The organism is Sphingopyxis sp. MG (genome assembly GCF_002953155.1).
Lineage (GTDB): Bacteria > Pseudomonadota > Alphaproteobacteria > Sphingomonadales > Sphingomonadaceae > Sphingopyxis > Sphingopyxis granuli.
This window is the reverse complement of the sequence record NZ_CP026381.1, coordinates 3,823,773-3,846,928: the sequence shown is the minus strand read 5'-3', so window position 1 is coordinate 3,846,928 and position 23,156 is coordinate 3,823,773. Positions and strand designations below refer to the sequence as shown.

At 66.4% G+C, this 23,156-nt stretch carries 18 protein-coding genes; 13 read left to right on the top strand and 5 right to left on the bottom strand.

Annotation, left to right across the window (positions count from 1 at the left end):
- Positions 1-5: 5 nt before the first annotated feature.
- Positions 6-920, top strand: a complete 915-nt coding sequence (locus C3E99_RS17655; protein WP_076073366.1) for a mitofilin family membrane protein — start codon at positions 6-8, stop codon at positions 918-920.
- Between the two features lie 68 nt (positions 921-988).
- Positions 989-2,113, top strand: a complete 1,125-nt coding sequence (locus tag C3E99_RS17650; protein WP_104960196.1) for a CaiB/BaiF CoA transferase family protein — start codon at positions 989-991, stop codon at positions 2,111-2,113.
- A 54-nt stretch (positions 2,114-2,167) separates the two neighbouring features.
- Here the strand turns inward: C3E99_RS17650 and C3E99_RS17645 are convergent, their stop codons facing one another.
- A complete protein-coding gene (locus C3E99_RS17645) occupies positions 2,168-4,495 on the bottom strand; it encodes a TonB-dependent receptor (protein ID WP_104960195.1) in 2,328 nt (775 codons plus the stop codon).
- A gap of 199 nt (positions 4,496-4,694) precedes the next feature.
- Between C3E99_RS17645 and C3E99_RS17640 the strand changes: the two genes are divergently transcribed.
- The gene (locus C3E99_RS17640) at positions 4,695-5,351 is read left to right on the top strand and encodes a TetR/AcrR family transcriptional regulator (RefSeq protein WP_234002533.1); all 657 of its coding nucleotides are present in this window, start codon (positions 4,695-4,697) and stop codon (positions 5,349-5,351) included.
- A gap of 697 nt (positions 5,352-6,048) precedes the next feature.
- On the opposite strand, the gene C3E99_RS17630 is transcribed toward C3E99_RS17640, so the two are convergent.
- Positions 6,049-7,287, bottom strand: a complete 1,239-nt coding sequence (locus C3E99_RS17630; RefSeq protein WP_076073363.1) for an acyl-CoA dehydrogenase family protein — start codon at positions 7,285-7,287, stop codon at positions 6,049-6,051.
- A gap of 93 nt (positions 7,288-7,380) precedes the next feature.
- On the opposite strand from C3E99_RS17630, the gene C3E99_RS17625 reads away from it, so the two are divergent.
- From C3E99_RS17625 to C3E99_RS17610, 4 genes are all read left to right on the top strand, one after another.
- Positions 7,381-8,358, top strand: coding sequence for a flavin reductase (locus C3E99_RS17625; protein WP_083674923.1), 978 nt, complete (start codon positions 7,381-7,383; stop codon positions 8,356-8,358).
- A gap of 120 nt (positions 8,359-8,478) precedes the next feature.
- A complete protein-coding gene (locus tag C3E99_RS17620) occupies positions 8,479-9,990 on the top strand; it encodes an AMP-binding protein (protein WP_076073362.1) in 1,512 nt (503 codons plus the stop codon).
- Positions 9,991-10,018: 28 nt separating this feature from the next.
- A complete protein-coding gene (locus C3E99_RS17615; protein WP_158682362.1) occupies positions 10,019-11,260 on the top strand; it encodes a cytochrome P450 in 1,242 nt (413 codons plus the stop codon).
- 118 nt (positions 11,261-11,378) lie between these two features.
- The gene (locus C3E99_RS17610; protein WP_067109418.1) at positions 11,379-11,849 is read left to right on the top strand and encodes a MarR family winged helix-turn-helix transcriptional regulator; all 471 of its coding nucleotides are present in this window, start codon (positions 11,379-11,381) and stop codon (positions 11,847-11,849) included.
- Here C3E99_RS17610 and C3E99_RS17605 read toward each other — a convergent pair.
- Both C3E99_RS17605 and C3E99_RS17600 read right to left on the bottom strand, forming a co-directional pair.
- Positions 11,840-12,643: an enoyl-CoA hydratase/isomerase family protein gene (locus C3E99_RS17605; RefSeq protein ID WP_076077389.1), complete on the bottom strand. Its 804-nt coding sequence runs from the start codon at positions 12,641-12,643 to the stop codon at positions 11,840-11,842. The two genes, C3E99_RS17610 and C3E99_RS17605, sit on opposite strands and share 10 nt — an antisense overlap.
- 25 nt (positions 12,644-12,668) lie before the next feature.
- Positions 12,669-14,057: a sulfatase-like hydrolase/transferase gene (locus C3E99_RS17600; protein ID WP_104960194.1), complete on the bottom strand. Its 1,389-nt coding sequence runs from the start codon at positions 14,055-14,057 to the stop codon at positions 12,669-12,671.
- Between the two features lie 316 nt (positions 14,058-14,373).
- Here C3E99_RS17600 and C3E99_RS17595 point away from each other — a divergent pair, with 316 nt between their 5' ends.
- Genes C3E99_RS17595 through C3E99_RS17580 form a run of 4 tightly spaced genes read left to right on the top strand, consistent with a single transcriptional unit; the run spans position 14,374 to position 19,595 of the window.
- The gene (locus C3E99_RS17595; protein WP_158682361.1) at positions 14,374-16,548 is read left to right on the top strand and encodes a TonB-dependent receptor; all 2,175 of its coding nucleotides are present in this window, start codon (positions 14,374-14,376) and stop codon (positions 16,546-16,548) included.
- A gap of 16 nt (positions 16,549-16,564) precedes the next feature.
- Positions 16,565-17,845, top strand: coding sequence for a cytochrome P450 (locus C3E99_RS17590; protein WP_156483054.1), 1,281 nt, complete (start codon positions 16,565-16,567; stop codon positions 17,843-17,845).
- A gap of 22 nt (positions 17,846-17,867) precedes the next feature.
- Complete coding sequence (locus C3E99_RS17585) at positions 17,868-18,440, top strand: VOC family protein (RefSeq protein ID WP_067109407.1); 573 nt, start codon at positions 17,868-17,870, stop codon at positions 18,438-18,440.
- Positions 18,441-18,452: 12 nt separating this feature from the next.
- Complete coding sequence (locus C3E99_RS17580) at positions 18,453-19,595, top strand: alpha/beta hydrolase family protein (protein ID WP_076073358.1); 1,143 nt, start codon at positions 18,453-18,455, stop codon at positions 19,593-19,595.
- 111 nt (positions 19,596-19,706) lie between these two features.
- Here C3E99_RS17580 and C3E99_RS17575 read toward each other — a convergent pair whose 3' ends face one another.
- Positions 19,707-20,219: an FAD-binding oxidoreductase gene (locus C3E99_RS17575; RefSeq protein WP_158682360.1), complete on the bottom strand. Its 513-nt coding sequence runs from the start codon at positions 20,217-20,219 to the stop codon at positions 19,707-19,709.
- A gap of 987 nt (positions 20,220-21,206) precedes the next feature.
- Here C3E99_RS17575 and C3E99_RS17565 point away from each other — a divergent pair.
- The gene (locus C3E99_RS17565) at positions 21,207-21,614 is read left to right on the top strand and encodes a tyrosine-type recombinase/integrase (RefSeq protein ID WP_234002532.1); all 408 of its coding nucleotides are present in this window, start codon (positions 21,207-21,209) and stop codon (positions 21,612-21,614) included.
- A gap of 542 nt (positions 21,615-22,156) precedes the next feature.
- Entirely contained in the window at positions 22,157-23,155 is a 999-nt protein-coding gene (locus C3E99_RS17560; protein ID WP_234002531.1) for a class I mannose-6-phosphate isomerase, read from the top strand.
- Position 23,156: the final 1 nt, after the last annotated feature.

Below are 23,156 nucleotides of genomic sequence, written 5' to 3'. Positions count from 1 at the left end.
AGAATATGGCAATCGACAGCGACAAAATGGCGCGCGCCGAACCGAGTGTCCAGGGCCGGGGGCCGTCGTTGCGGATGCTCGCGATCGGGGCGCTCCTGCTGCTGCTGATCGGCCTGGTCGGCGGCGGCTGGGCGATGAGCCGGCTGATGACCGGCCGGCAGGCGCCGCCGGTGGCGAAGGTCCTCGAAGCGCCCGTTCCCGGCGGCGTGCCGGTGGCGGGCGGCGCCGACGAGGCGGCTGCGCCGGCTGCGGCGGCGAGCCAGCCGGCGCTCGTCGTCGCGCCGGTCGACGGCGCCAATGCGCTCGCGGCGCGGGTCGCCGAACTCGAACAAAGACTGTCGCGCATCACGATCGAGGCGGCGTCGGCGTCGGGCAACGCCTCGCGCGCGGAGGGGCTGCTCGTCGCCTTCGCGGTGCGCCGCGCGCTCGATCGCGGCCTGTCGCTCGGCTATCTCGACGCGCAGCTGCGCCTGCGCTTCGGCGACGATCAGCCCAATGCGGTCAAGACGATCATCGACACCTCGCGCGATCCGATCACGCTCGAACAGCTGCGCAGCGACCTCGACGGTCTGGCGCCGCAGCTCGTCGGGCGGAGCGACGGCAACGGCAATCTGTGGACCGGCATCAAGCGCGAGTTCGGCGAACTGTTCGTCGTGCGGCCGGCGGGCAGCCAGTCGACGCGCGCGTCGGAACGGCTCGACCGGGCGCGCCGCTATCTGGCGGGCGGGCAGGTGGACAAGGCGATCGAAGAGGTGCAGGCGCTGCCCGGTGCCGAGGCGGCGACCGAGTGGCTGATCGACGCGCGCCGCTATCACGAGGCGCGCCGCGCGCTCGACCTGATCGAAACCGCGGCGATATTGGAGCCGCGCGACGGCCAGGCCGCCGCGATGGTCCGCAAGCAGGCCGAAACCACGCCCTAGGATTTCCGGGCCGCACTCCAAAGGAACATCGCCATGGCTCTCGCCGACCCGCAGCGCTTTTTCCCGGGATGAGGCCGCTGGAAGGTCTGCGCGTCGTCGAGCTGGCGCGCGTGCTCGCGGGGCCGTGGTGCGGGCAATTGCTCGCCGACCTCGGCGCCGAGGTGGTCAAGGTCGAGCGGCCGGTCGCGGGCGACGACACCCGCCACTGGGGGCCGCCCTTCGTCACGGACGAGGACGGCGCGAATCTGGGCGCCGCTTATTATCACAGCTGCAACCGCGGCAAGCGCAGCGTCGCGATCGACATCGCGACCGCGCAGGGACAGGCCGAGGTGCGCGCGCTGCTCGCCGACGCCGATGTCGTGATCGAGAATTACAAGGTCGGCGGGCTGGTCAAATATGGGCTCGATCCCGCGCGGCTGCGCGCCGATTTCCCGCGCCTGATCGTCTGTTCGATCACCGGCTTCGGCCAGACCGGTCCCTACGCGCACCGCGCCGGCTACGACTTCATCGTCCAGGCGATGAGCGGTTTCATGTCGCTGACCGGCGAACCCGACGGAGCGCCGCAGAAGGCGGGGATCGCCTATGCCGACATCTTCACCGGCATGTATGCGACGGTCGCGATCCTCGCGGCGCTGCGGCGCCGTGACGTCACCGGCGCGGGCGCGCATGTCGATATGGCCTTGCTCGACGCGCAGGTCGCGGTGCTCGCGAACCAGGCCGCCAATTATCTGGCGAGCGGCGTGGCGCCGAAGCGCATGGGCAACGGCCACGCCAATGTCGTGCCCTATCAGGCGTTCGCGACCGCCGACGGCCAGCTCGTCGTCGCGGTCGGCAACGACGGGCAGTATCGCAAGCTCTGCGCGATCCTGGGCGAGCCGCAATGGGGCGACGACCCGCGCTTCGCGACCAACGCGGCACGGCTGGCCAACCGCGCCGAGCTGATCCCGCTGCTCGCGGCGAAGATCGCGACCTGGGAAGGCCAGCCGCTGTCGCTCGCGCTCGAGGCCGAAGGCGTGCCCGCCGGGCCGATCAACGACCTCGCCGGCGTCTTCGCCGACCCGCAGGTGATCGCGCGCGGGATGCGCTTCCGCCCCGAAGGCGCATCGATCGACGGCGTCGCGAGCCCGATCGTCATCGACGGCGAACGCATGGTCGCCGCGACCGCCGCGCCGCCGCTCGGCGGACACCCATAGAAAAAGGGGCGCCGCTACGGACGCCCCTTTCCCCCTTTTTGACGGTGCGGCGGGTCAGAATTTGACCGTGCCGGTGACGAAGACCTGCCGTGGGTTGCCGTAGAAGGCGGTCAGCACGCCCTCGTCGCCCAGCGTCGAGACGCCGGCGGCGTTCTGATAATTATAGCCCGAGGTGATATAGCGCTTGTCGGTCAGATTCTTGCCGTGCAGCCCGATCGAATAATCGCCGCCGTCGGCGGTCCAGACGAGGCTTGCGTCCCACAGCACATAGCCGGGCTGGTCGAGCGCCGGGATCGGCACCTCGAACTGATGCGTCTTGCTGCGATAGGTGAGGCCGGTCGAGGCATCGACCATGCCACCCATCGCGGGGATGCCCGCCGCGAGCGAGCCCATCGCCGTCCATTTGGGCGTGTTCTGGAACGTGCGCTGGTTGGCGACATCGTCGCCGGTGGGGCCGATGAAGCGCTTGTACTTGGCGTCGATATAGCCGAACCCGCCGTTGAAGCGGAAGGTCGAGCCGGCACCCGCGAAATCGCGCGCGAGGATGGCGTTCGCCTCGGCCTCGATGCCCTGAAGCCGCGCCTTCGCGGCATTGGTGGTGATGCCGCAGAAGGTCTGTACCCCGCCGACGGTGCAGCCCACCGAGCCGGGAATCTGCACATCCTTATAGTCCATGTAGAATCCGGCAAGGCTGAGCGTCAGGCGGCGGTCGAGCAGCGAGCCCTTGTAGCCGATTTCGTAGCTGTCGACCTTTTCGGGATCGAAGGCGAGGAAGTTGTAGATATCCTCATAGGTGCGGCCCGCCGAAGGGTTGCTGATCGGCGCCGACGTGCCCGATCCGCGCGGGTCGAAGCCGCCGCCCTTGAAGCCCTTCGAATAGGAGGCGTAGATCATGTTGTCGGCGTCGGGCTTGAAGCTCAGCGAAGCGCGCGGGGTGAATTCCTTGAACGTGCGCTCGCCCCGGAAATCGGTCGCGACCGCGATCGCGATCGGGTCGAGCGTGCCGCCGAATTCGGGCGACAGGCCGGTGATCCGGTTCGCCTTGTAGATGAAGGCATTGCGCTTGTCGTTCGTATAGCGGCCGCCGACCGACAGGCTGAGCTGGTCGGTGAAGTCGATGGTGGCGTCGCCGAACACCGACCAGGTGTTCGTCCGCACGTCGCCCGCCGTGTAGCCGTTGAGGCCGGGAAGCCCATAGAGGCGGTCGCCGGACAGCCCCAGCAGCACGTCGAACGAGGTCGCCGCCTTGGCATCGAGATAATAGAAGCCGACGAGGCCGTGCAGCCGGTCGCCCTCATAGAGAAGCTGGAATTCCTGGCTGAGCTGCTCGTTGCGATAGACGGCGGGCACGTCGACGTCGACCGACGGCAGCGCGTCGAAATCGATCGGCGTGAAGCTGGTGTCCTTGCGCCACGCGCTGATCGACCGCAGCGTCACCGTGTCGCCGAGTTCGGCCGAGACGTTCATCGCAAGGCCATAGGCCTTGACGTCCTGCCTGGGGTCGTTGAGCCCGGCGCGCGTGTCGTAGACATTGTCGAGCACCGGCGCGCCCGAGACGAGCCCGGGGATCAGGCGGTGGCCGTTACGCGGATCGGACTTGTCGCGCGTGTAGTCGCCCGAGATGCGGATGAGCACCGGCGCGCCGTTGCCGCCCATTTCGACCGTCGCGCGGCCGGCCCAGACGTCCTTGTTGTAGTTTTCCAGCCCCTTGATGTTCAGATTGTCGCCGAAGCCGCCGCGCGACAGGCGCGCGACCGAGCCGCCGACGCGGACGATGTCGCTGATCGGCGCGCTTGCGGTGACGACGAGGTCGGCCTGCTTGTAGGTGCCCAGCGTGCCGCGGATGCGCAGCTCGGGCGAATCGGGGTTGAGCGCGCGCGTCACATATTTGACGGCGCCGCCGATCGTGTTGCGGCCATAGAGCGTGCCCTGCGGACCGCGCAGCACCTCGATCCGCTCGACGTCATAGATGTCGAGAACCGCGCCCTGCGGCCGGTTCAGATAGACGTCGTCGAGATAGATGCCGATGCCCGCCTCGAACCCCGGCACCGGGTCCTGCTGGCCGACGCCGCGGATGAAGGCGGTGAGCGTCGAATTGGTGCCGCGCGAATTTTCCAGCGTCGTGTTGGGCGCCATGTTGGCGACGTCGGTGATGTCGATCGCCCCGGCCTTGGACAGCGTGTCCGCCGACAGCGCGGTGACGGCGATCGGCACGTCGATCAGCCGTTCGTCGCGGCGGCGCGCGGTGACGATGATTTCGGCGCTGTCGTCGTTGCTCGCGCCTTCGTCCTGCTGCGCGAAGGCGGCGGGGGTGAAGGCGAGCAGCGACAGCGCGCTGGTCGCGCAGATAGCAGTGCGGAGGCGGCGGGCGAACGGACGCATGTGACTCTCCCATGGACGGACGGCCCCTTGCCGTCCGTTTGATTTTTCGGGGCTGGCGCTTGCCAAGCCGCGAGCCACCCAATAATGAAAGTTGAACCGGGTTTCAACTTTGAACTTCAGCCCCGGTTTTTTTGCTTGTCAGCGATGCATAAAAGCCACGATGCAGAAAGGCCGGAGAATGGGGAGATGGAAGGCAGTCATGGATCGGGCGCAGACGGCGGGAGCCGAAGCCGGCAATCCGGATAACCCGGCCAATCCGGGCAATCCGGATAAGGCGCCGCGCACCGAGCGCGGCCGGCGCACGCTGCGCAAGCTGCTCGACGCTGCGGCGGTCGAGTTCGGCGAGCGCGGTTTTCACGACGCGTCGATCAGCGGCATCACCCGCCGCGCGGGAACCGCGCTCGGTAGCTTCTACACCTATTTCGATTCGAAGGAGGAGATCTTCCAGGCGCTCGTCCGTTACATGAGTGAGCAATTGCGCGATCATGTCACGCCGATCGTCCAGGCCGCGCCCGACGAGATCGCCGCCGAGCGCATCGGCCTCGAATCCTTCCTCGGCTTCGTGCGCGAGCATCGGGAAATCTATCGCATCATCGACGAGGCGGAGTTCGTCGATTACGCCAGTTACCGCCGCCACTATGAAACGACGGTCGAGCGTATCCGCCAGCGGCTGGCGAGCGGCGCGGCGCGCGGCGAGATTCGCGCCGACGCCGGCGAGGTCGCCGCCTGGGCGATCGCCGGCATGAACGTCTTCCTCGGCATGCGCTATGGCCTGTGGGACGCCGACGCCGATATCGAGGCGGTCGCGCGGACCGCGAACGACCTGCTGGCGAACGGGCTGGCGAAGCGCGATTGACGCGCCGGCGCGGTCCGCGCGCGGCGCATCCTTTAAGGCCTGTGGGGATTCGGCGTTCGGCACGCTGCCTCATCGATTCGTCATGCTGAACTTGTTTCAGCATCCATGGCCGGACCTTCCCTTTTGCGCCGCCTTTCAGACGAGGGCGGACCATGCCCCCCCGATCGGGTCCGGGGGCAGGCTCTGAAACAGGCTGGCATCTATACCCTTCAGTCAGGTCAGGCGCTGTTCCCCGGCGAAAGCCGGGGTCCAGATGGCACAGCGCCGCCCCGCATGGCCCCCGGCTTTCGCCGGGGAACGGTGACTTGTCGAAAGGGGATCATTGCCGGACAAGGTCAGGGTGGCGGAAAAGAGAAACCGTGCCGAAATCCGAATCCCCACGGGTCTTAGAGTATCCGTGATGGTCAAGCGCGTACTTTGACCCAGAGTCTATTGGCTTTGAGGAGAGCGTTTGCGGTGACGATGATTTTTCGCATGATAGCAGTGATGGCGACCTTTGGCGGTTTTCCGGCGGCGATGAGCTGTCGTGCGTTAAATCTGCATCACCCTTTCTGCCGTTCGTGCTGAGCTTGTCGAAGCACCGTCCTTCTTCTTGCGGCGCCGAAAGAAAGAACGGCCCCCTTCGACTGCCTTGCAGGCGCTCAGGACAGGCTTCGACAAGCTCAGGGCAAACGGTTCAGATTTAATGCTCGATGCTCTAAAGCAGGAGCGAGTTCGGCGGCAGTCCGACGAGCGCGCGGCCATGCAGTTCGGTCGCGACGTCGAGGTCATAGACGATGTGGCTCTGCATGACCTGCACGTCGCGCAGCAGGCGCTGCATCGGGTTGTCGAGCGCATGGACGCTCGATCCCACCGCCTCGCAGCACGTCCGGACCGCCTCGACGCATTGCTGGACCGCGATGGCGATTTCGGCGCGAAGGCGGATGCGCTCGGTCGTCTGTTCGGGCTCGTCGATTTCGCCGATCGCCAGATTCTCCTTCGCGGCCCAGCGGATCGTGCGCTCGGCGGACCGCGCCAGCAGGTCGGCGCGCGCGAGGCGCATCTGCGCCGCGGGCTTTTCGACGCTGGCGTTGCCGCTGCCCATCTTGACATGGTTCTTCAGCCGCTCGCCGCACAGCGCGATCGCCTGCCGCGCGGCGCCGAGCGCCGGGATCGACGCGGTCACGCACAGATTGGGCAGCATCGGCGAGCCGTAAAGGCCGGGACCATAAAGTGCGCGGCCGTTGCCGCGCCCCGAACGGACCGGCTGCACCGCGAACTGATAGCCGGCGGGGACGAAGACGTCCTCGGCGACGATGTCGTTGCTTCCCGTCGCCGCCATGCCCGCCATGTGCCACGTGTCGATCACGCGCACCTGATCGGCGGGAAGCAGCATCATGCGCACGATCGGCGGCGCGCCCTCCCGCGCCTCCAGCGCGTTGAGCAGCACCCAGTCGGCGTGCATCACCACCGTGCCCCACTTCCAGCGGCCGGACAGGCGATAGCCGCCCTCGACCGGGGTCGCCGTTCCCGGCGGCGCGGCGACGCTGGGGGCGATGACGTAGGGGGTCCTGCCCCACACCTCGGCCTGCGTCGCTTCGGGCAGCTGCGCGATCAGCCAGTTATGCTCGGCGGCGAAGCAGGCGGTCCAGCCGGTCGAGGGACAGGCCTCGGCGATCGGCAGCGTCGCGCTGATATAGGTGTCGGGGTCGAACTCCAGCCCGCCGAAGCGCCGCGGCACGTAAAGATAGAAATAGCCACTGCGGCGCAGTGCATTCCATACCTCGTCGTCGGGACGCCGCTGGCGCTCGGCCGAGGCCGCGCGCGCGGCGACCAGCGGCTTTAGCGCGCGCGTGCGCTCGATCAGCCCCTCGGGGGTGATCGCGTCCAGTTCCTCGCGGCTCAGATAATCGTCGCCCGCCGGAATGCGGCGATCGGCCAGGGGTTCGGTCATCATCCTCTCCTTCCAATTTCCGGAGCGAGTCATAGTCACGCGCTCTATAATGTCAACTTAGTTGACTAATATTATAGGGGATGGCAAGGGAGGGCGATGGAAAAGCCGCAAACCACTCAGGAGATCGCCGCCGCGCTGCGCCTTGCGCTACGCGGGCTGGTGCGCCCCGTCGCGGTGCTCACCGCCGAGCATCGCGGCGTGCGCCATGCCATGGCCGCCACCGCTTTCTGCGAGGTGAGCATGGACCCGCCGTCGATGCTGGTGTGCATCAACCGGTCCAATGCCACCTATACCGCAGTGGCCGAGGGAACCGAGATCGGCCTCAGCCTGCTGTCGGAGGAGCAGGAAGAGGTGTCGCGCCGCTGCGGCGGCGGCGCGGCGGGCGAGGACAAGTTCGCGGTCGGCGAATGGCTGCTCGAGGCGGGAAAGCCGCCGCGGCTCGCCGACGGCTGCGCGGCGATGGTCTTGCGCATCGCCCAATGCGTCGACCACGGCACGCATGACGTGGTGATCGGCGAGATCGTCGATATCGCCCACGGTGCGGCCCCGGCGCCGCTGGCCTTTCACGACGGCGCCTATTTCTTCCCGCTGACGCAGGCCGCGCTCAACCTGGTTGCGCAATCGCGCAAAACAGGCGAAGCGGACGGGATGAACGACGGTTATCTGATGATGGATCTGATGCGCGCCTTCTACTGGTTCGACGAAGGGTTGCAGTCGGCGCTCAAGGCGCGCGGCTGGCAGAGCATCTCGCGGTCGCAATCGTTCACGCTCGCCAATATCGCGCTCGGCATCCACCGGCCGTCCGACATCGCGCGCAACCTCGGCATCTCGCGGCAGGCGGTGAGCAAGATGCTCCAGGAAATGGGCGAACAGGGGCTGATCACCGTCGAACCGGACCCCGACGACAAGCGGGCCTCGCTCGTCGGTTTCAGCGAAAAGTCCGCGCAACTGCGCGCCGACGCGCTCGAGATTCTCATGCAGCTCGAACGCACGATCGGCGAGCGCATCGGCGCCCGCGCGCTGAAGGCGCTGCGCGCCGCGCTCGGCCAGGATTGGGGCGCGCTGCCCGCCTAGCGCCGGTCTCCGGCCAATATCCTGCTTGCCGGTCGCGCGCGCCTGCTGCGCCGCGCCGTCATTGACACGTCGCGCCGTCCCGATAATATTGTCAATTAAATTGACAAGAGGAATCATGGGATGAGGGTGAGCAACGCGCTCGTCCGGGCCGCGCGGGCGGCGCCGGACAGGATCGCCGCGATCGAGGGGGAGCGCGCTCTGACGTGGCGCGAGATCGCCGATCGCGTGGCGCGCATCGCCGCCGTCCTCGCCGATGCGGGAATCGATCCCGAGCGGCGCGTCGCGGTCCTCGCGCACAACGGCATCGCCTATTTCGAGGCGTGGTACGCGGTGCCGTGGTGCGGCGGCGTCCTCGTGCCGCTCAACACGCGGCTCGCCGTCGCCGAACTCGATTTCCAGCTTCGCGATGCGCAGGTGGGCCTTCTGCTTCACGATGCGGCGTTCGCGGGCGCGGCGGCGGAACTGCGCGCACGCGGCGCGGTCGCGCGTACCCTTTCGCTCGATGCGGAGCTGCCGGCGCTCGCCGCGGCGGCGGAACCGCGCGCCGAACATGACGGCGCGGGCGAACTCGCGGGCATCTTCTACACCGGCGGCACGACCGGGCTGCCGAAGGGCGTGATGCTCAGCCACGGCAATCTGACCGCGATGGCGATGAACCTTCTCGCGCATATCGATTTCGCCCCGGGCGACGTGCTCTTCCACGCCGCGCCGATGTTCCACCTCGCCGACATCGGCACGCTGTTCGGCACCATGGCCGCCGGCACCCATGTCTTTCGCCCCGCCTTCGATTGCGGGGCGATGCTCGCCGATTTCGCGCGCTTCGGCGTCACCCACTGCTTCACCGTCCCGGTGATGATCGAGCGGCTGACCCGCGAAGCCGCCGACCGCGGGCTCGACCTGTCGCAGCTACGCTACCTCGGCTATGGCGGGTCGCCGATGGCGGCCGCCTCGCTCGAAAGGGCGCGGCGCCAGTTTCCGGGGATTCGCTTCGTCCAGGGCTATGGCCAGACGGAATTCCCGGCCGCGACCTTCCTGTCGCCCGCGGATCACGCCGCCGACGCCGATCCCGCGCTGCTGCGCTCGTGCGGCCGGCCCTGCTTGGGGTACGACATCCGCATCCTCGACCCGCAGGGCCGCGAATGCGCGCCGGGCGAGGTGGGCGAGATCGTCGGGCGCGGCGACAATGTGATGATGGGCTATCTCGGCCGGCCGGAGGAAACCGCCGAGGTGCTGCGCGACGGCTGGCTGCACACGCGCGATGCGGGCTATCGCAACGCCGACGGCTATCTCTTCATCACCGACCGGCTGAAGGACATGATCGTCTCGGGCGCCGAGAATGTCTATTCGATCGAGGTCGAGAATGCGCTGTCCTATCACCCGGCGGTCATCGAAAGCGCGGTCATCGGTCTGCCCGACCCCGACTGGGGAGAGCGCGTCCACGCGATCCTGGTGGTGGCCGAAGGCGCCGAGCCCCCGGCCGGAGCCGATCTCGATAGCGTCTGCCGCGAACGGATCGCCGGATACAAGATTCCGAAAAGCTATGAATTCCTTGCCGAGCCGCTTCCGCGGTCCGCCGCCGGCAAGGTGCTGAAGCGGGCGCTCCGCGATGCGCGGATCGGCGATGCGCCATGACCACGACCACGGAAAGGACAAGCGACCCATGCTCGACACACGGACGAGGCCGTTCGATCTCACCCGGTCCGAAACCTTCCGCGACGGTCATCCCTTTGCCGTCTATGACGCGATCCGGGCGGCGGAGCCGGTCTATCGCAATCCCGGCGACGGCCGATCGCCGCCGATCTGGGTCCTGACGCGGCACCGGGACGTCGAGGCCGTTTCGCGCGACACCGCGAATTTCACCTCGACCCAGGGTTTCCGGGTCTTCGAGCAGGGCGGCGTCGCGGCCTTGAAGCCGCATATCCGCGAAGCGATCACCAGCACGCTGCTGACCATGGATCCGCCCGACCATACGCGAATCCGCCGGCCGATGCAGGCGCATTTCCTGCCGTCGGCGCTGCACCGGCTCGAGGCCCGGATCGACAGCTTCGTTCGCGACATGGTGGCGGCGCTGCCCGCCAACACGGAAATCGAGTTCGTCACGCGGGTGGCGGCGGTGGTCCCCATTCGCACGCTGTGCCTGCTGCTCGACATTCCCGAGGCCGACCGGGCGCGCGTCTTCGACTGGACGAACCGGCTGGTCGGCACGTCCGACCCCGAATATGGCGCGAGCGCCGAGGATTCGAACGCCGTGTTCGAGGAGGTCTTCGATTATGGCACCCGGCTTCTCGAACGCCGTTCGGCCGAGCCCGGCGACGACCTGCTGAGCGTGGTGGCGCAGATGTTCGGCGGCGAAGAGGCAGGGATGCGGAACGTCCGGCGCGGGATGTTCACCCTGCTGCTGGCAGCGGGCAACGAAACGACGCGCAATTCGCTGTCGGGCAGCATCGTCGCGCTGAGCGCCGCGCCCGACCAGCGGCGGATGCTCGCCGAAAATCCCGATCTGATCGCGCGGGCGATCCCCGAGTTGCTGCGCTTCGTCACCCCGGTCATCCAGATGATGCGCGTCGCCCGGTCGGACGTCGAGGTGGGCGGGCAACCGATCGCGGCCGGCGACCGCGTCGCCATGCTCTATGGCGCGGCCAACCGCGACCCCGAAATGTTCGACGATCCGCACCGGCTCGACATCGCGCGGCCGAACGCGGCGCGCCACCTGTCGTTCGGAATCGGCATCCACCATTGCCTCGGCGCGCGGATCGCGGCGCTGCAGCTGAATGCGATCCTGCGCGCGCTGCTGGGCCGGTTCCCCGAAATCGGCGCGGTGCGGGACCCGGCCTATCTTCAGAGCAATTTCGTGTGCGGGATCAAGCATCTCGCCGTTCATCTGGGCCCCGAGCGGCGTTGAAGGGGTTATCGGTTACCGCGGCGTCGCGGTAGCCCGCCCCGCGTCTCGTCAAGCGACTTAACCTTTCGGCGGCTGCCGTGTATCGCCGGGCCGGGCCGGGCGGCAGGGGATTTGCGTCGTGATCGAAACCGAATTTCTGTTCGTATCCCTGATGGAGGGGTTCGAATGGTTCGACGAAAGCCTGCAGCGCAGCCTGAAGGCGGCGGGCATTCCGCAACTGTCGCGAACCGAATCGATGATCATGATCCACGTCCAGATGAACATCGTGCGCCCCGCCGAAATCGCGCGCAACCTGCGCCTGACGCGGCAGGCGGTCCACCTGACCATCGGATCGCTCGTCAAGCGAGGCGTTTTCGAGCTGCGCCCCGATCCCGGCGACAAGCGGGTCAAGATCGTCGCGCTCACCGAAAAGGGGCGCTGGATGCGCAAGAATGCGAACCGCATCGTGCGCGAAGTGACCGACGTCCTGGCCTATCGCATCGGCCAGCAGCAGATCGATGCGCTGCGCAGCGCCTTCCGCCAGCCGTGGGGCGACCCCGTCACGCTCGATTCGAAGCCCGACCCCGAAGCGCCGCGCGATCAGGGCTGATCGAAGCGCGGCGCTCGCTTTTCGAGGAAGGCGGCCCGGCCTTCGCGAAAGGCGGGCTCGTTCCCCAGCAACAGCTGGTTGCGATCCTCCATCGCGAGCGCCGCCTCGAAACTCGGCGCGTCGAGGCTGTGGTTGAAGCATTGCTTCGTCATCCGCAGCGCCTCCGGCGCTGTCGCGCGCATCGCGGCGAGATAGGCTTCGGCGGTCGATTCCAGCGCCTCGGGCGCGACGACGTCGGACAGCAGGCCCAGCGTCAGCGCGCGGTCGGCGGACAGGTCGCGCCCGGTGAACAGGATCGAAGCGGCGGGGGAGGCGCCGATCAGCCGCGGCAGCAGATAGCTCGCCCCGACGTCGCAGCCTCCGAGGCCGACCTTGATGAAGGCGGCGCTCATCCGCGTGTCGGGGGTCGCGATGCGGATGTCGGCGGCGAGCGCGAGGACGAAGCCGCCGCCGGCCGCCGCGCCGTGCATCAGCGCGAGGATCGGCTGCGGGCAGCGGCGCATCGCCAGCATGATGTCGCGGATGTCGCGCTGGACATCCATCGCCTCGGCGAGCCCGCCCTCGGCGAAGCGCCGCGCCTGGTCGCTCGCCAGGTCGAGCCCCGCGCAGAAAGCCTGGCCGGCGCCGCGCAGCACGACGATGCGGCAGTCGCGGCGGCGATAGAGCCGCTCGAAATAGTCGCGCAGTTCGGCCGTCAGCCGGTCGTCGAGCGCGTTGAGCCGCCCGGGCCGGTTGAGCGTCACCCATTCGACGTCGCCGCGCCGTTCGATCAGCAGGGGTGCATCCGTGGTCATGCCCATATCCTGTCGGCCGGTCGGCTCAATAGCCGGCGAGATGGCCGTTGCCGCGCAGTTCGTAGCTGAAGGTCGAATCGAGATAGGGCAGCATCTGCTTGTCCCACGCCGCGAACTCGGCCTTCAGCGCGTCGAAGACGTCGGGGCGGACCGTCCGGAGGTTGGCGACCTCGCGCGGGTCGGCGGCGACGTCGAACAGGAACTCGTGCCCGCTCATCGCCAGATATTTCATCGCGCCGCGCATCGCCGCGCGCTGGTCCTGCGCCTTGTGGCGCCAGAAGAGCAGGCGGTCGGGCCCGGCGCTTCCGGCGGCCAGATCGGGCAGCAGGTCGCGCCCTTCGAGCCCGAGCCCGGCCGGCGCCTCCGCCCCGGCGGCGGCGAGCAGGGTCGGCACCCAGTCCATGGTGATGTTGGTCAGCGCGCTGCGGGTGCCGGCCGGGACGTGGCCCGGCCAGCGGAAGATCGCCGGGACGCGGATGCCCCCTTCGAGCAATTCGCCCTTCATGCCGCGGAACGGCCAGACCTTCGAGAAACGCTCGCCGCCGTTGTCGCTGGTGAAGACGACGATCGTGTTGCCGGCCTGCCCGCTCGCCTCGATCGCCTCGAGAATCCGGCCGACGCCGTCGTCGAGGCTCTTGACCATCGCCGCATAGACCGCGTTGCTGCCGCCGTCATAATGGAAGGAATCGCGGATCGTCTTCGCGACCGCCTCGTCCTCGGGCCCCTCCCACGGCCAGTGCGGCGCGGTATAATGGACGCTGAGCAGGAAGGGCTGCTTCGCCTGCGACAGCCGCGCCATCTCGTCGACGCTGCGCGCGGTGATCAGGTCGGTCAGATAGCCGTGGCGATGAATCTCGGTTTCGTCCTCCCACAGGTCGTGGATGAATTTGCCGCGAATCGTCATGCCATGCTGGAAATAGTCGGCGCCGCCCTGATAGATGCCGAAGAAGCGGTCGTAGCCGCTCCTGAGCGGGCCATATTGCGGCAGGCCGCCGAGGTGCCACTTGCCGACCAGCGAGGTCGCATAGCCCGCGCGCTTCAGCAGGCTGGGCAGGGTCGCGACCGACGGCGGCAGGCCGAGGTCGGGATGCACCCCCAGCGGCTCGTCGAGCCCGCCCGGCAGGCGATATTGATAGCGCCCGGTCATCAGCGCGAGGCGCGTCGGCGAACAGACGCTCGAATTGGAATAGGCCCGGTCGAGCGCGATCCCGCCCGCGGCGAGGCGATCGAGATGCGGCGTCTGGAAATCCTCGCGTCCGAAACAGCCGAGATCGGCAACGCCCAGATCGTCGGCGAGGATGAAGACGATGTTGGGCGCATCGCGCCGGGGGGATCGCGCGAAACCGGTCGCGCTCGCCATGCCGGCGACGACCGATGCCGCGCCTGCCTTCACCATGTTGCGCCGCGACCACATAAGACCTCCTCTTCCCGTCGATCCCCGTGTCTTTCCGGCTCCGATCGCCGCACGGGATAACGTAAAAAACTTTCACATACGTCATGGCGATCCGATTGATATGTCTCGCCAAATATGTCGGATTTCCGGCGTTTGTGCCGCTCGTCCAACGTGCGGACCACTGTAAAAAATGTCAAGCTACTTTACAATACTTAGACTTCAATCTAAGCTTCTCCCACAGGAATGCCAGAGGGGTCCGCCCCCGGGCAGTCGTGCAACGAAGGGTCGGCCCGATCGCAGGAGCCGGTTCCGAAAAGGGAGATGAGGGATGCAGGGAGTGACTGTCCGCACGGTTCGTCGTCGTGCTCTTCTGATTGCTTCGGTCGGCTCGGTCGCGCTCGGCGCGCCCGCGTTCGCGCAGCAGGCTGCCCCCGGAGCGGCGAGCAGCGACAATGTCATCGTCGTCACCGCGCAGAAGCGCGAGCAGGACATCCAGGACGTGCCGATCTCTATGTCGGTCGTCGGCGGCGAACAGCTCGCCGACATGGGCATCAAGGATTTCAACGAGCTCGATCGCTACGTCCCCAACCTCTATGTCCAGACGACGCCCGGCAACAATGCCTTCTACATTCGCGGCATCGGCTCGCAGCCCGGAAACCTCGCCTTCGAACAGACCGTCGGCCTGTTCGTCGACGGCATCTACGGCGGCCACGCGCGCCAGTTCCAGGCCCCCTTCCTCGACGTCGAGCGGATCGAGGTGCTGCGCGGGCCGCAGGGCGCGCTGGTCGGCAAGAACACCAGCGCCGGCGCGATCAGCGTCGTCAGCGCGAAGCCGACGCGCGATTTCCGCGGCCAGATCGACGCCAGCTATGAATTCGAGCTGGGTGGCGGGCGGCTGTTCGGCATGGTGTCCGGCCCGGTGTCCGACCTCGTCAGCGTCCGCCTCGCCGGCCAGTATGAAAAGTCCGACGGCTATGTCCGGAACCTGATCCAGGGCGGCAACGAGACCAAGCGCGAGGCCTGGTTCGGCCGCGCCTCGGTGCTGCTCGATTCGGGCGGGCCGGTCGATGTGCTGGTCAAGGTCGAGGGCGGCAAGGTCGACCTGACCGGCAACCCCGTCGAACGCTTCCTGACCCCCAACGACCCCGACCTCGAACGCTCGACGAGCGGCTTTCCCGGCTTCGTCGACAAGGATTACGACAACACGAAGAATTTCAACGCCTCGGCGACCGCCAATATCGAGATCGGCGACCATGTGCTGACCTCGATCACCGGCTATTCCGCCTACAGCTTCGAGAAGCGGCTCGACGCCGACTTCGGTCCCAGCCCCAGCTTCGCCTCGTCCTTCGGCGAGAATTTCGACCAGCTGTCGCAGGAAATCCGGCTCGCGTCGCCGACGAACGGCGCGCTCGAATATATCGTCGGCGGCTATTTCCATGTGAACGACTACGACCTGTTCCAGACCACGCTGATTGCGTTCGGCCCGTTCGACGGCCGCGCCGACCGCGTCTTCCGGCAGGAGAATGTCGTATGGTCGGGCTTCGGCAGCGCGACCTGGCACATCGGCGACACGCTGCGGCTGATCGGCAGCCTGCGCTACACCTATGACCGCAAGATCGCGGATCAGACGCGCGCGAACACCGGCGCCGTGCAGCCGACCTGGCTCGCCACGCCGCTGTCGGGCAAGCGGATCGAGCGCGAATGGGATCCGTCGGCCGCGATCCAGTGGGACGTCGTTCCCGATGCGATGCTCTATCTCTCCTACGGCCAGGGGTCGAAGGCGGGCGGCTTCATCGGCGCGCAGTCGACGACGACCGCGGCGCAGTTCGAGATCGAGCCCGAAAGCGCCGAAACGATCGAGGCGGGTGCCAAGGTGGCGCTGTTCGACCGCCGGCTGCGCTTCAACATCTCGGCCTATCGCACCATCTTCAAGAATCTCCAGGTCAGTTCGTTCGACGCGGTCTCGACCGCCTTCATCACGACCAACGCGGGCAAGGCGCGCAGCCAGGGCTTCGAAAGCGATTTCATCCTGGACGTGGCCGACGGCGTCTCGCTCACCGGCTCGCTCGCCTATCTCGATTCGACCTATCTCGATTTCCTCGGCGCGCCCTGTCCGTTCGACAATCCGACCTGCGTCCCGGCGAACAACAACGCCGCGGGCCGCCCATTGCCGCGCGCGCCGAGATGGAGCGGAACGCTGTTCGCCGATATCGCGCTGCCCGTCAGCGGCGCGATCGACTTCATCGCCAACGGCGGCATGACCTTCCGCAGCAACACCTATCTGGAGGAAAGCTACAACCCCGACGCGGTCCAGCGCAGCTTCGCCAAGCTCGACCTGCGCCTCGGCGTCCGCTCGTCGGACAAGGCGTGGGAACTGGCGCTGGTCGGAAAGAATCTGACCAACAAGCTGACCGGCTCGCACGCCTTCAACACGCCGCTGGCGGCGGGGATCATTTCCAAGTTCATCAATCCGCCGCGGACGATCGCCGTCCAGGCGAAACTCAACTTCTGACGCGGCGGGGGCGGACGTGACGGTCGCGGCGGCTCCATCGCCGGCTCCTTCGGCAGACGCGGCGGTGGGGGCGACCGGGCGCTTCGACCTGGTCGATCCCGACTGCTTCCGCGCCGGCCACCCGCATGCCGCATACGATGCGTTGCGGCGGCAGGGGCCCGTCGTGCCGGTCGAAGGCGCCGACGGCGAGCGGCTGTGGCTCGCCACCGATCACGAGGCGATCCGGGCGATCAGCGCCGACAGCGCGCATTTCAGCACCGCGCGCGGCTTTCGCGTCCACACCGCGCACCGCGCGTCGATGGACCCGGAAATCGGCAAGGTGCTCAGCCGCTTCATGCTGTCGATGGACGAGCCGGAGCATGCGCCGTTCCGCCGGCTGGTCACGCCCTTCTTCATGCCGTCGGGCATCGCCGCGGTCGAACCGCTCGTGCGGCAGGGCGTCGACCGGCTGATGGCCGGACTCGCCGGCCGCGACCGGGTGGAGTTCGTCGAAGAGATCGGCGCGCGGGTGCCGATCAGCACGATCTGCGCGATCATCGGCGTGCCGCCCGAGGACGAATGGCGCGTCTTCGAATTCACCAACGCGGTCTTCGGCACCGACGATCCCGAACTCGCGCCGTCGAAGGCGGTGGCGAACGAGCGCTACCTCGCCATCTTCGACTATGGCTGGTCACTGCTCGAAAGCCGCCGCCGCGAACCGCGCGACGATGTGATCAGCTGCATCGCGCACGCGACGCTGCCCGACGGACGGCCGCTCAGCCGCACCGAGCAGGTCAGCTATTTCTCCAACCTGATCGCCGCGGGCAACGAAACGACGCGCAGTTCGCTGTCGGGCGCGATCTGGCTGCTCGCGAACCATCCCGACCAGCGGCGCGCGCTGGTCGACGACCCCGCGCTGATCCCGCGCGCGGTGCAGGAGATCCTGCGCCGCTTCAGTCCCGTCATCCACATGGCGCGGACCGCGACGCGGGACGTCGAGGTCGGACCGGCGCAGGTCGCGGCGGGCGAGCGCGTCGCGATGCTCTATGGCGCGGCCAATCACGATCCCGCGCTGTTCGCCGATCCCTATGCGCTCGACATCGGCCGCGCCAACGCCAACCGGCACATCGCCTTCGGCTATGGCATCCACCACTGCCTCGGCTCGCGGCTTGCGATGCTCCAGCTCTCGCTGATCCTCGAGGCGTTGCTGCGCCGCTTTCCCCGCTACGAGGTCGTGTCGGACCCCACCTATATCCGTTCCAATTTCGTCCTCGCCATGAAGCGGCTGGACATATCGCTGTCGCCGGGCGGCCGCTGACGGCATCGCGCAAGGAGGCCCTATGACATCCATCGAACCCAGGCCGATCGTCGGCGTCCACCACGCCGCCTTTCGCTGCCGCGATGCCGAACAGACGATCTGGTTCTACCGCGACGTGCTGGGGCTCGCCGATCCGACCGGCATCATCGTCGAGGAGGTGCCCGGCAGCGGCGCCGACGATCCCTATCTGCATGTCTTCTTCCGCATGCGGAACGGCGAACATATCGCCTTCTTCGACGCCCCCGGATCGGCCGACCCGGCGTGGTTCGCGCGCAAGGACAGCTTCGACATGCACTGGGCGTTCGAGGTCGGGGGCGAGGACGACCTGATCGCGATGCGCGACCGCATCCGCGCCCACGGCGTCACCGCGCACGGACCGATCGACCATCATTTCGTCCGCTCCATCTACATGTACGACCCCAACGGCATCCAGATCGAGCTGACGTACCGCACCGCCGATCACGACCGCATCCTCGACGAGGAGCAGCGCAACTTCGGGCAGACGCTCGCCCGGTGGAGCGAGCGCACGCGCGCGGCGAAGGAAGCGAAATTCGGCGCCGAGGCGCTCGACCGCCGCAGCCGCGGCGACGCGTGAGGGGGAACCGGCATGAAATATGAACGCATTCCCTATCTGGTCGTCTTCGACGAGGTCAGCGCCTTCAAGGACACTTATGGCGGGCAGATCGGCAAGGTCGCGATCGAGGCGCATCTGCTGAGGCCCGAGGTGCCGTCGGACAGCGTCGTCATCTTCTCGCACCCGATCGGCGGCGGCGCCTGGCTGCCGCTGGTCAGCACGCTGGCGAAGCGCGGCGTCCACACCATCTATTGCAACACCCGCTATCGCGGCAACGACACGGCGCTGATCATGGAACGCGCGGTCATGGATTTCGCCGCCTGCATCCGCGATGCGAAGGAACGGCTGGGCTACAGCAAGGTCTATCTCGGCGGCTGGTCGGGGGGCGGCGCGCTGTCGATGTTCTACCAGGCCGAGGCGCAGGACCCGCGCGTCACGCACACGCCCGCGGGCGATCCCTACGACCTGACCGCAGCGAAGTTCATTCCCGCCGACGGCGTGCTGCTGCTCGCCGCGCATCTGTCGCGCAACCTGACGCTTACCGAATGGCTCGATCCGTCGATCACCGACGAGACGCGGCCCTTCGACCGCGATGCCCGGCTCGACCTCTATGCCGCGGATGGACCCAGGCCGCCTTATTCGGCGGCGTTCGTCGCCGAATATCGCGCGGCACAGATCGCGCGCAACCGGCGCATCACGGCGTGGGCGAAACAGGAACTGGCGGCGCTGAAGGTGGCGGGGCTCGCCGATCACGAACGCTGCTTCACCGTGCAGGGGACGATGGCCGACCCGCGCTTCCTCGACCCGACGCTCGACCCCAGCGACCGCCGGCCGAACTGGTGCATGCTGGGCGACCCGAAGGTCGTCAACGACGGCCCGGTGGGCCTTGCGCGCTTCACCACGCTGCGCAGCTGGCTGTCGCAATGGGCCTATGACGAATCCAACGCCGACGGCCTCAAATGCGCCGCGCGCATCGCCTGCCCGATGCTGGTGATCGAGAACGGCGCCGACGACGCCTGCACGCCCAGCCACGCGGCGCGGCTGATGGACGCCGCGGTCCATTGCACCAAGGACCATCACGTGATCGAGGGCGCCAATCATTATTATTTCGGACAGCCCGAACTGGCACAGCAGGCCGCCGACATCGTCCACGACTGGATCGCGGCGCAGCGGTGAAGGCCGATACTTCGGGATGGCGTTCGGCGGTATGGCGCACCGTGACCGGCGAAGATGAGTACTACGCCTTGAAGATCGAGCACCAAGGTCAGGACCGGTTATCCCGGGCAATCAACCAAAGTTAACCCGCCCCAGCGGCACCGGTGCTATGGCTTTTTGAACCTTCGTTGCGAGACTGCGAACCGATTCCGGCGTAAATCGGACATAATGGTCGAAATTTCGCGGCCCTACCCCGTGCTCCGCACTGAAGGTACCACCATATCCTCGAACCGCCCGCTCAAAAACATAAGATTGCACAATGGCCGGCAGGTCATCCGGAAGTCGCCCGGCAGTATAAGGCCAAACCATGTTGAAATGAAGACCCCCATCCCCGACATGGCCGAAATCCGCTATCATCAGTGCGGGCCATCGCATTGCGATTTCTCTGGTGGCTTCCTCGCGAAATTTCATCAGGACACTGCGTGGCACAGCAATGTCGCAGGCAATGACCGTCCCCTCCGCCCGCAATCCTTCTGTGAGCGCGTGCCGGATCCGCCACAGTCTGTCGCCCAGATCGATAGCCACATCGACAACAGCGCCACTCTCGATGAAGGGCTGCACAACGAGGGCGATGATGTCGGTCATCTGCTCGGCAGACAAGCACCGTCACGAACGACGGGCAAAAGCCATCCTTGCAACTGAAATCCTTGTTGCAACTCGACTGATCGATCTGGCGCTTGCGCCCCAGCTCGGTCTCCTTGGGCCACAGGCTGACACAGCCCGACTTGGCGGAGCAGTCGCCGCAGCCTTCACACACCATATCGTTGATGAATAGCCGCCGGGGCGGGTCGATCAACTTGCCGCGCTTGCGACGACGGCGCTTTTCAGCCGCACATTCCTGTTCGTAAATGATGACTGTGACGCCGGGAACAACTCGCAGCCTGCGCTGCACTTCGTCCAGCTCATCGCGGTGACGAACATCGACCCCCGGCGCGATAGAGCCCTGTTTATAGCGCTCCGGCATATCGCTTACGACAACGCATTGGGCCACGCCTTCGGCAACCACCTGCCGGGCAACGGCGATGACGGACAAAGGCCCGTCGTGCGGTTGCCCGCCCGTCATGGCAACTGCATCGTTGTAGAGAATCTTGTAAGTGATGTTCACACCTGCGGCGATGGCGCCGCGTATGGCGAGAAGCCCGGAATGGTAATAGGTGCCATCTCCAAGGTTCTGGAAGATATGCGGCACGTCTGTGTATCGAGCGAGACTATACCAGTGAGCGCCCTCCCCGCCCATTTGAGCGCTCGGCAACATTTCCGGTTGTCGAAGCATAGCCATTGCGTGACAGCCAATGCCTCCCGCTGCGACGCTGCCTTCAGGAACGCGTGTCCCGCGATTGTGCGGACACCCCGAACAAAAGGCGGGAGATCGCATCACATCCGGAACCGACAGTCCAAGCGCGGTTTCAGCCTGGCTCGCAACGCGCTCGCCCCGCTGCGCCAAGTCGCGGGGGATGGGGCGCACGCGGCTAAGGCGATCCAGTATCACCAGCGCGATGGCCGCCGGGTCAAGCAGAGCCGTTCTTTCGTTCGCTCTGCCTGCTTCCTCTGCGACCGGGCGCAGCCGCTCAGTTGATTGTCGAAGATTTTGAAGCGCGGACTGGCGAATTGACGATCGGCAAGGACAAGGCGGGCAAAGGGCGACGTATCCTAATTCCACAACCGGTGATCGAGCTATTTGCCGCGCAGTCGGCGGGGAAGGAGCGACACGAGCCGCTGATTTCCCGGGCGAACGGCAAAGCCTGGGACAATTACAGCTGGCGCGGACCGATGAAAAAGGCCGTAGTGGACGCGCAACTACCACCCAACGCTACGGCATACACTTTACGGCACAGCACGATCACCGACCTCATCAACGAAGGGCTTCCGTTGCTATCCGTGGCCCAGATCAGTGGAACGAGCACGGAGATGATCGAGCGGCATTATGGTCACCTCAATCGGGGCGCGGCCGCAAAGGCGCTAGCAACACTCGACCTTTGATCGGTCGCCGTATCAGCCGTTCGATCACATGCTTTGCTGTCGAGATCCAATTCCCTGGGCGGACGCCGCGTCCAAGCAGCAGGCCACCGTTGCGCGCCCTGATGCGTTCGACCTCTCACCCACTTCGGATGGGCCGGCGGCACGGGCAGGTTATTTTGGTCCAGGAAATGCGAAGGCACAAAAACCCGACCCTCGGAGTGGGGGAGGGCCGGGCTAGTTGTGATGGCACGCACAATCTTGTCCGTGCCAAGTTTCGGCCCAGCGCCGCGGGTCGCAGCGACGCGGGGCTTGGCTGCCCTAAACCGGACCTATGAAAGTTAAATGAAGTTGGCGGGAGTTGAGTCTGCCCGCATTCCCAGATCGAACCGCAACGCCGCATGCAGAGTGGACGCACTGCCTGCGGCCGACGTCCGCAACGGTCGCGGCACTTTACCGCGGCGACCTGGTCATGGTCTTAGCCCCCGCAGCACCAGCATCATAAGCCATCGTGACACCGCTGCCAAACGGTCGATTGGCTTCATATTGCCCCGCATTGGGCCACCATGTCCCATTTCAGACCGAAACCCGAATATCTTCGGCTGTATCATGCCAATGGCGCCGGGCAGCCGGGCGGCCGACTACCGGAGATCGAGGCCGCGAAGACAGTTCGGATTTTTAACGACTTTTGGCTATCGCTGGCCCTTCCAGTTCTGCCAATCTCCCGCGACCCTCCAGCATCAGCAGTATATTTTGCACGCATGATCAACTTAGCACCTCTTCTGGTGGACAAACCGTGGGGCATGGCGCGCCTTCCCGCTCCCTTCGCGGCTCCGCATGATCGGCGCATCGGCGAAATCTGGTTTGAAGTTGCATCACAGGAAGCAGTGTCGCCTTTGCTGGTCAAATATCTCTTCACGTCTGAAAAGCTGTCGATTCAGGTCCATCCCGACGATGAGCAAGCCCGTGCGCGCGGTCATCCCTCTGGCAAAGAGGAATGCTGGTATATTCTCGATGCAAAGCCGGGAGCCCGTCTTGGGATCGGGACTATTCGGCCTCTCGGGCGTTCCGAACTTCATTCCGCTGCACTCAATGGTGAACTCGAGCGACTGATCCAGTGGCATCCCGTGCAAGCCGACATGATGTTTCACATTCCGCCTGGGACAATTCATGCCATCGGGCCAGGCATAACGCTGCTTGAAGTACAGCAGGCCAGCGACATTACCTATCGCCTATACGACTATGGGCGACCGCGGGAACTGCACTTGGTGGACGGTACTGCGGTCGCCGACGCACGGCCATTCCCCGCCCGGTGCCAATTGCTCGTCGATCGGGCGCGATCGGCCCTTCTACTCGAGGCGAACCACTTCAAAATCGCGCACATAACCGATGACAATCGTCCGATCGAGGTCGACCAAGGGGAAAATATGCTGCTTATCCCCCTCACCGGATCCTTGGACGTCGATGGCACGCAGGCCGCGTTCGGCGACTGCATGCTTGTGCAGCGAAAGGCGAGATTCAGGCTTGCTCCCGGGTCGCGGGCGCTACTTGCCTGGAGCAAATGAG

Excerpts from the sequence above, each read along its gene's own strand:
- C3E99_RS17585 (WP_067109407.1), top strand. The coding sequence starts at position 17,868 with ATGACATCCATCGAACCCAGGCCGATCGTCGGCGTCCACCACGCCGCC.
- C3E99_RS17645 (WP_104960195.1), bottom strand. The coding sequence starts at position 4,495 with ATGCGTCCGTTCGCCCGCCGCCTCCGCACTGCTATCTGCGCGACCAGC.
- C3E99_RS17580 (WP_076073358.1), top strand. The coding sequence starts at position 18,453 with ATGAAATATGAACGCATTCCCTATCTGGTCGTCTTCGACGAGGTCAGC.
- C3E99_RS17600 (WP_104960194.1), bottom strand. The coding sequence starts at position 14,057 with ATGTGGTCGCGGCGCAACATGGTGAAGGCAGGCGCGGCATCGGTCGTC.
- C3E99_RS17620 (WP_076073362.1), top strand. The coding sequence starts at position 8,479 with ATGAGGGTGAGCAACGCGCTCGTCCGGGCCGCGCGGGCGGCGCCGGAC.
- C3E99_RS17625 (WP_083674923.1), top strand. The coding sequence starts at position 7,381 with ATGGAAAAGCCGCAAACCACTCAGGAGATCGCCGCCGCGCTGCGCCTT.
- C3E99_RS17650 (WP_104960196.1), top strand. The coding sequence starts at position 989 with ATGAGGCCGCTGGAAGGTCTGCGCGTCGTCGAGCTGGCGCGCGTGCTC.
- C3E99_RS17560 (WP_234002531.1), top strand. The coding sequence starts at position 22,157 with ATGTCCCATTTCAGACCGAAACCCGAATATCTTCGGCTGTATCATGCC.
- C3E99_RS17640 (WP_234002533.1), top strand. The coding sequence starts at position 4,695 with ATGGATCGGGCGCAGACGGCGGGAGCCGAAGCCGGCAATCCGGATAAC.
- C3E99_RS17615 (WP_158682362.1), top strand. The coding sequence starts at position 10,019 with ATGCTCGACACACGGACGAGGCCGTTCGATCTCACCCGGTCCGAAACC.
- C3E99_RS17630 (WP_076073363.1), bottom strand. The coding sequence starts at position 7,287 with ATGATGACCGAACCCCTGGCCGATCGCCGCATTCCGGCGGGCGACGAT.
- C3E99_RS17655 (WP_076073366.1), top strand. The coding sequence starts at position 6 with ATGGCAATCGACAGCGACAAAATGGCGCGCGCCGAACCGAGTGTCCAG.
- C3E99_RS17605 (WP_076077389.1), bottom strand. The coding sequence starts at position 12,643 with ATGACCACGGATGCACCCCTGCTGATCGAACGGCGCGGCGACGTCGAA.
- C3E99_RS17575 (WP_158682360.1), bottom strand. The coding sequence starts at position 20,219 with ATGACCGACATCATCGCCCTCGTTGTGCAGCCCTTCATCGAGAGTGGC.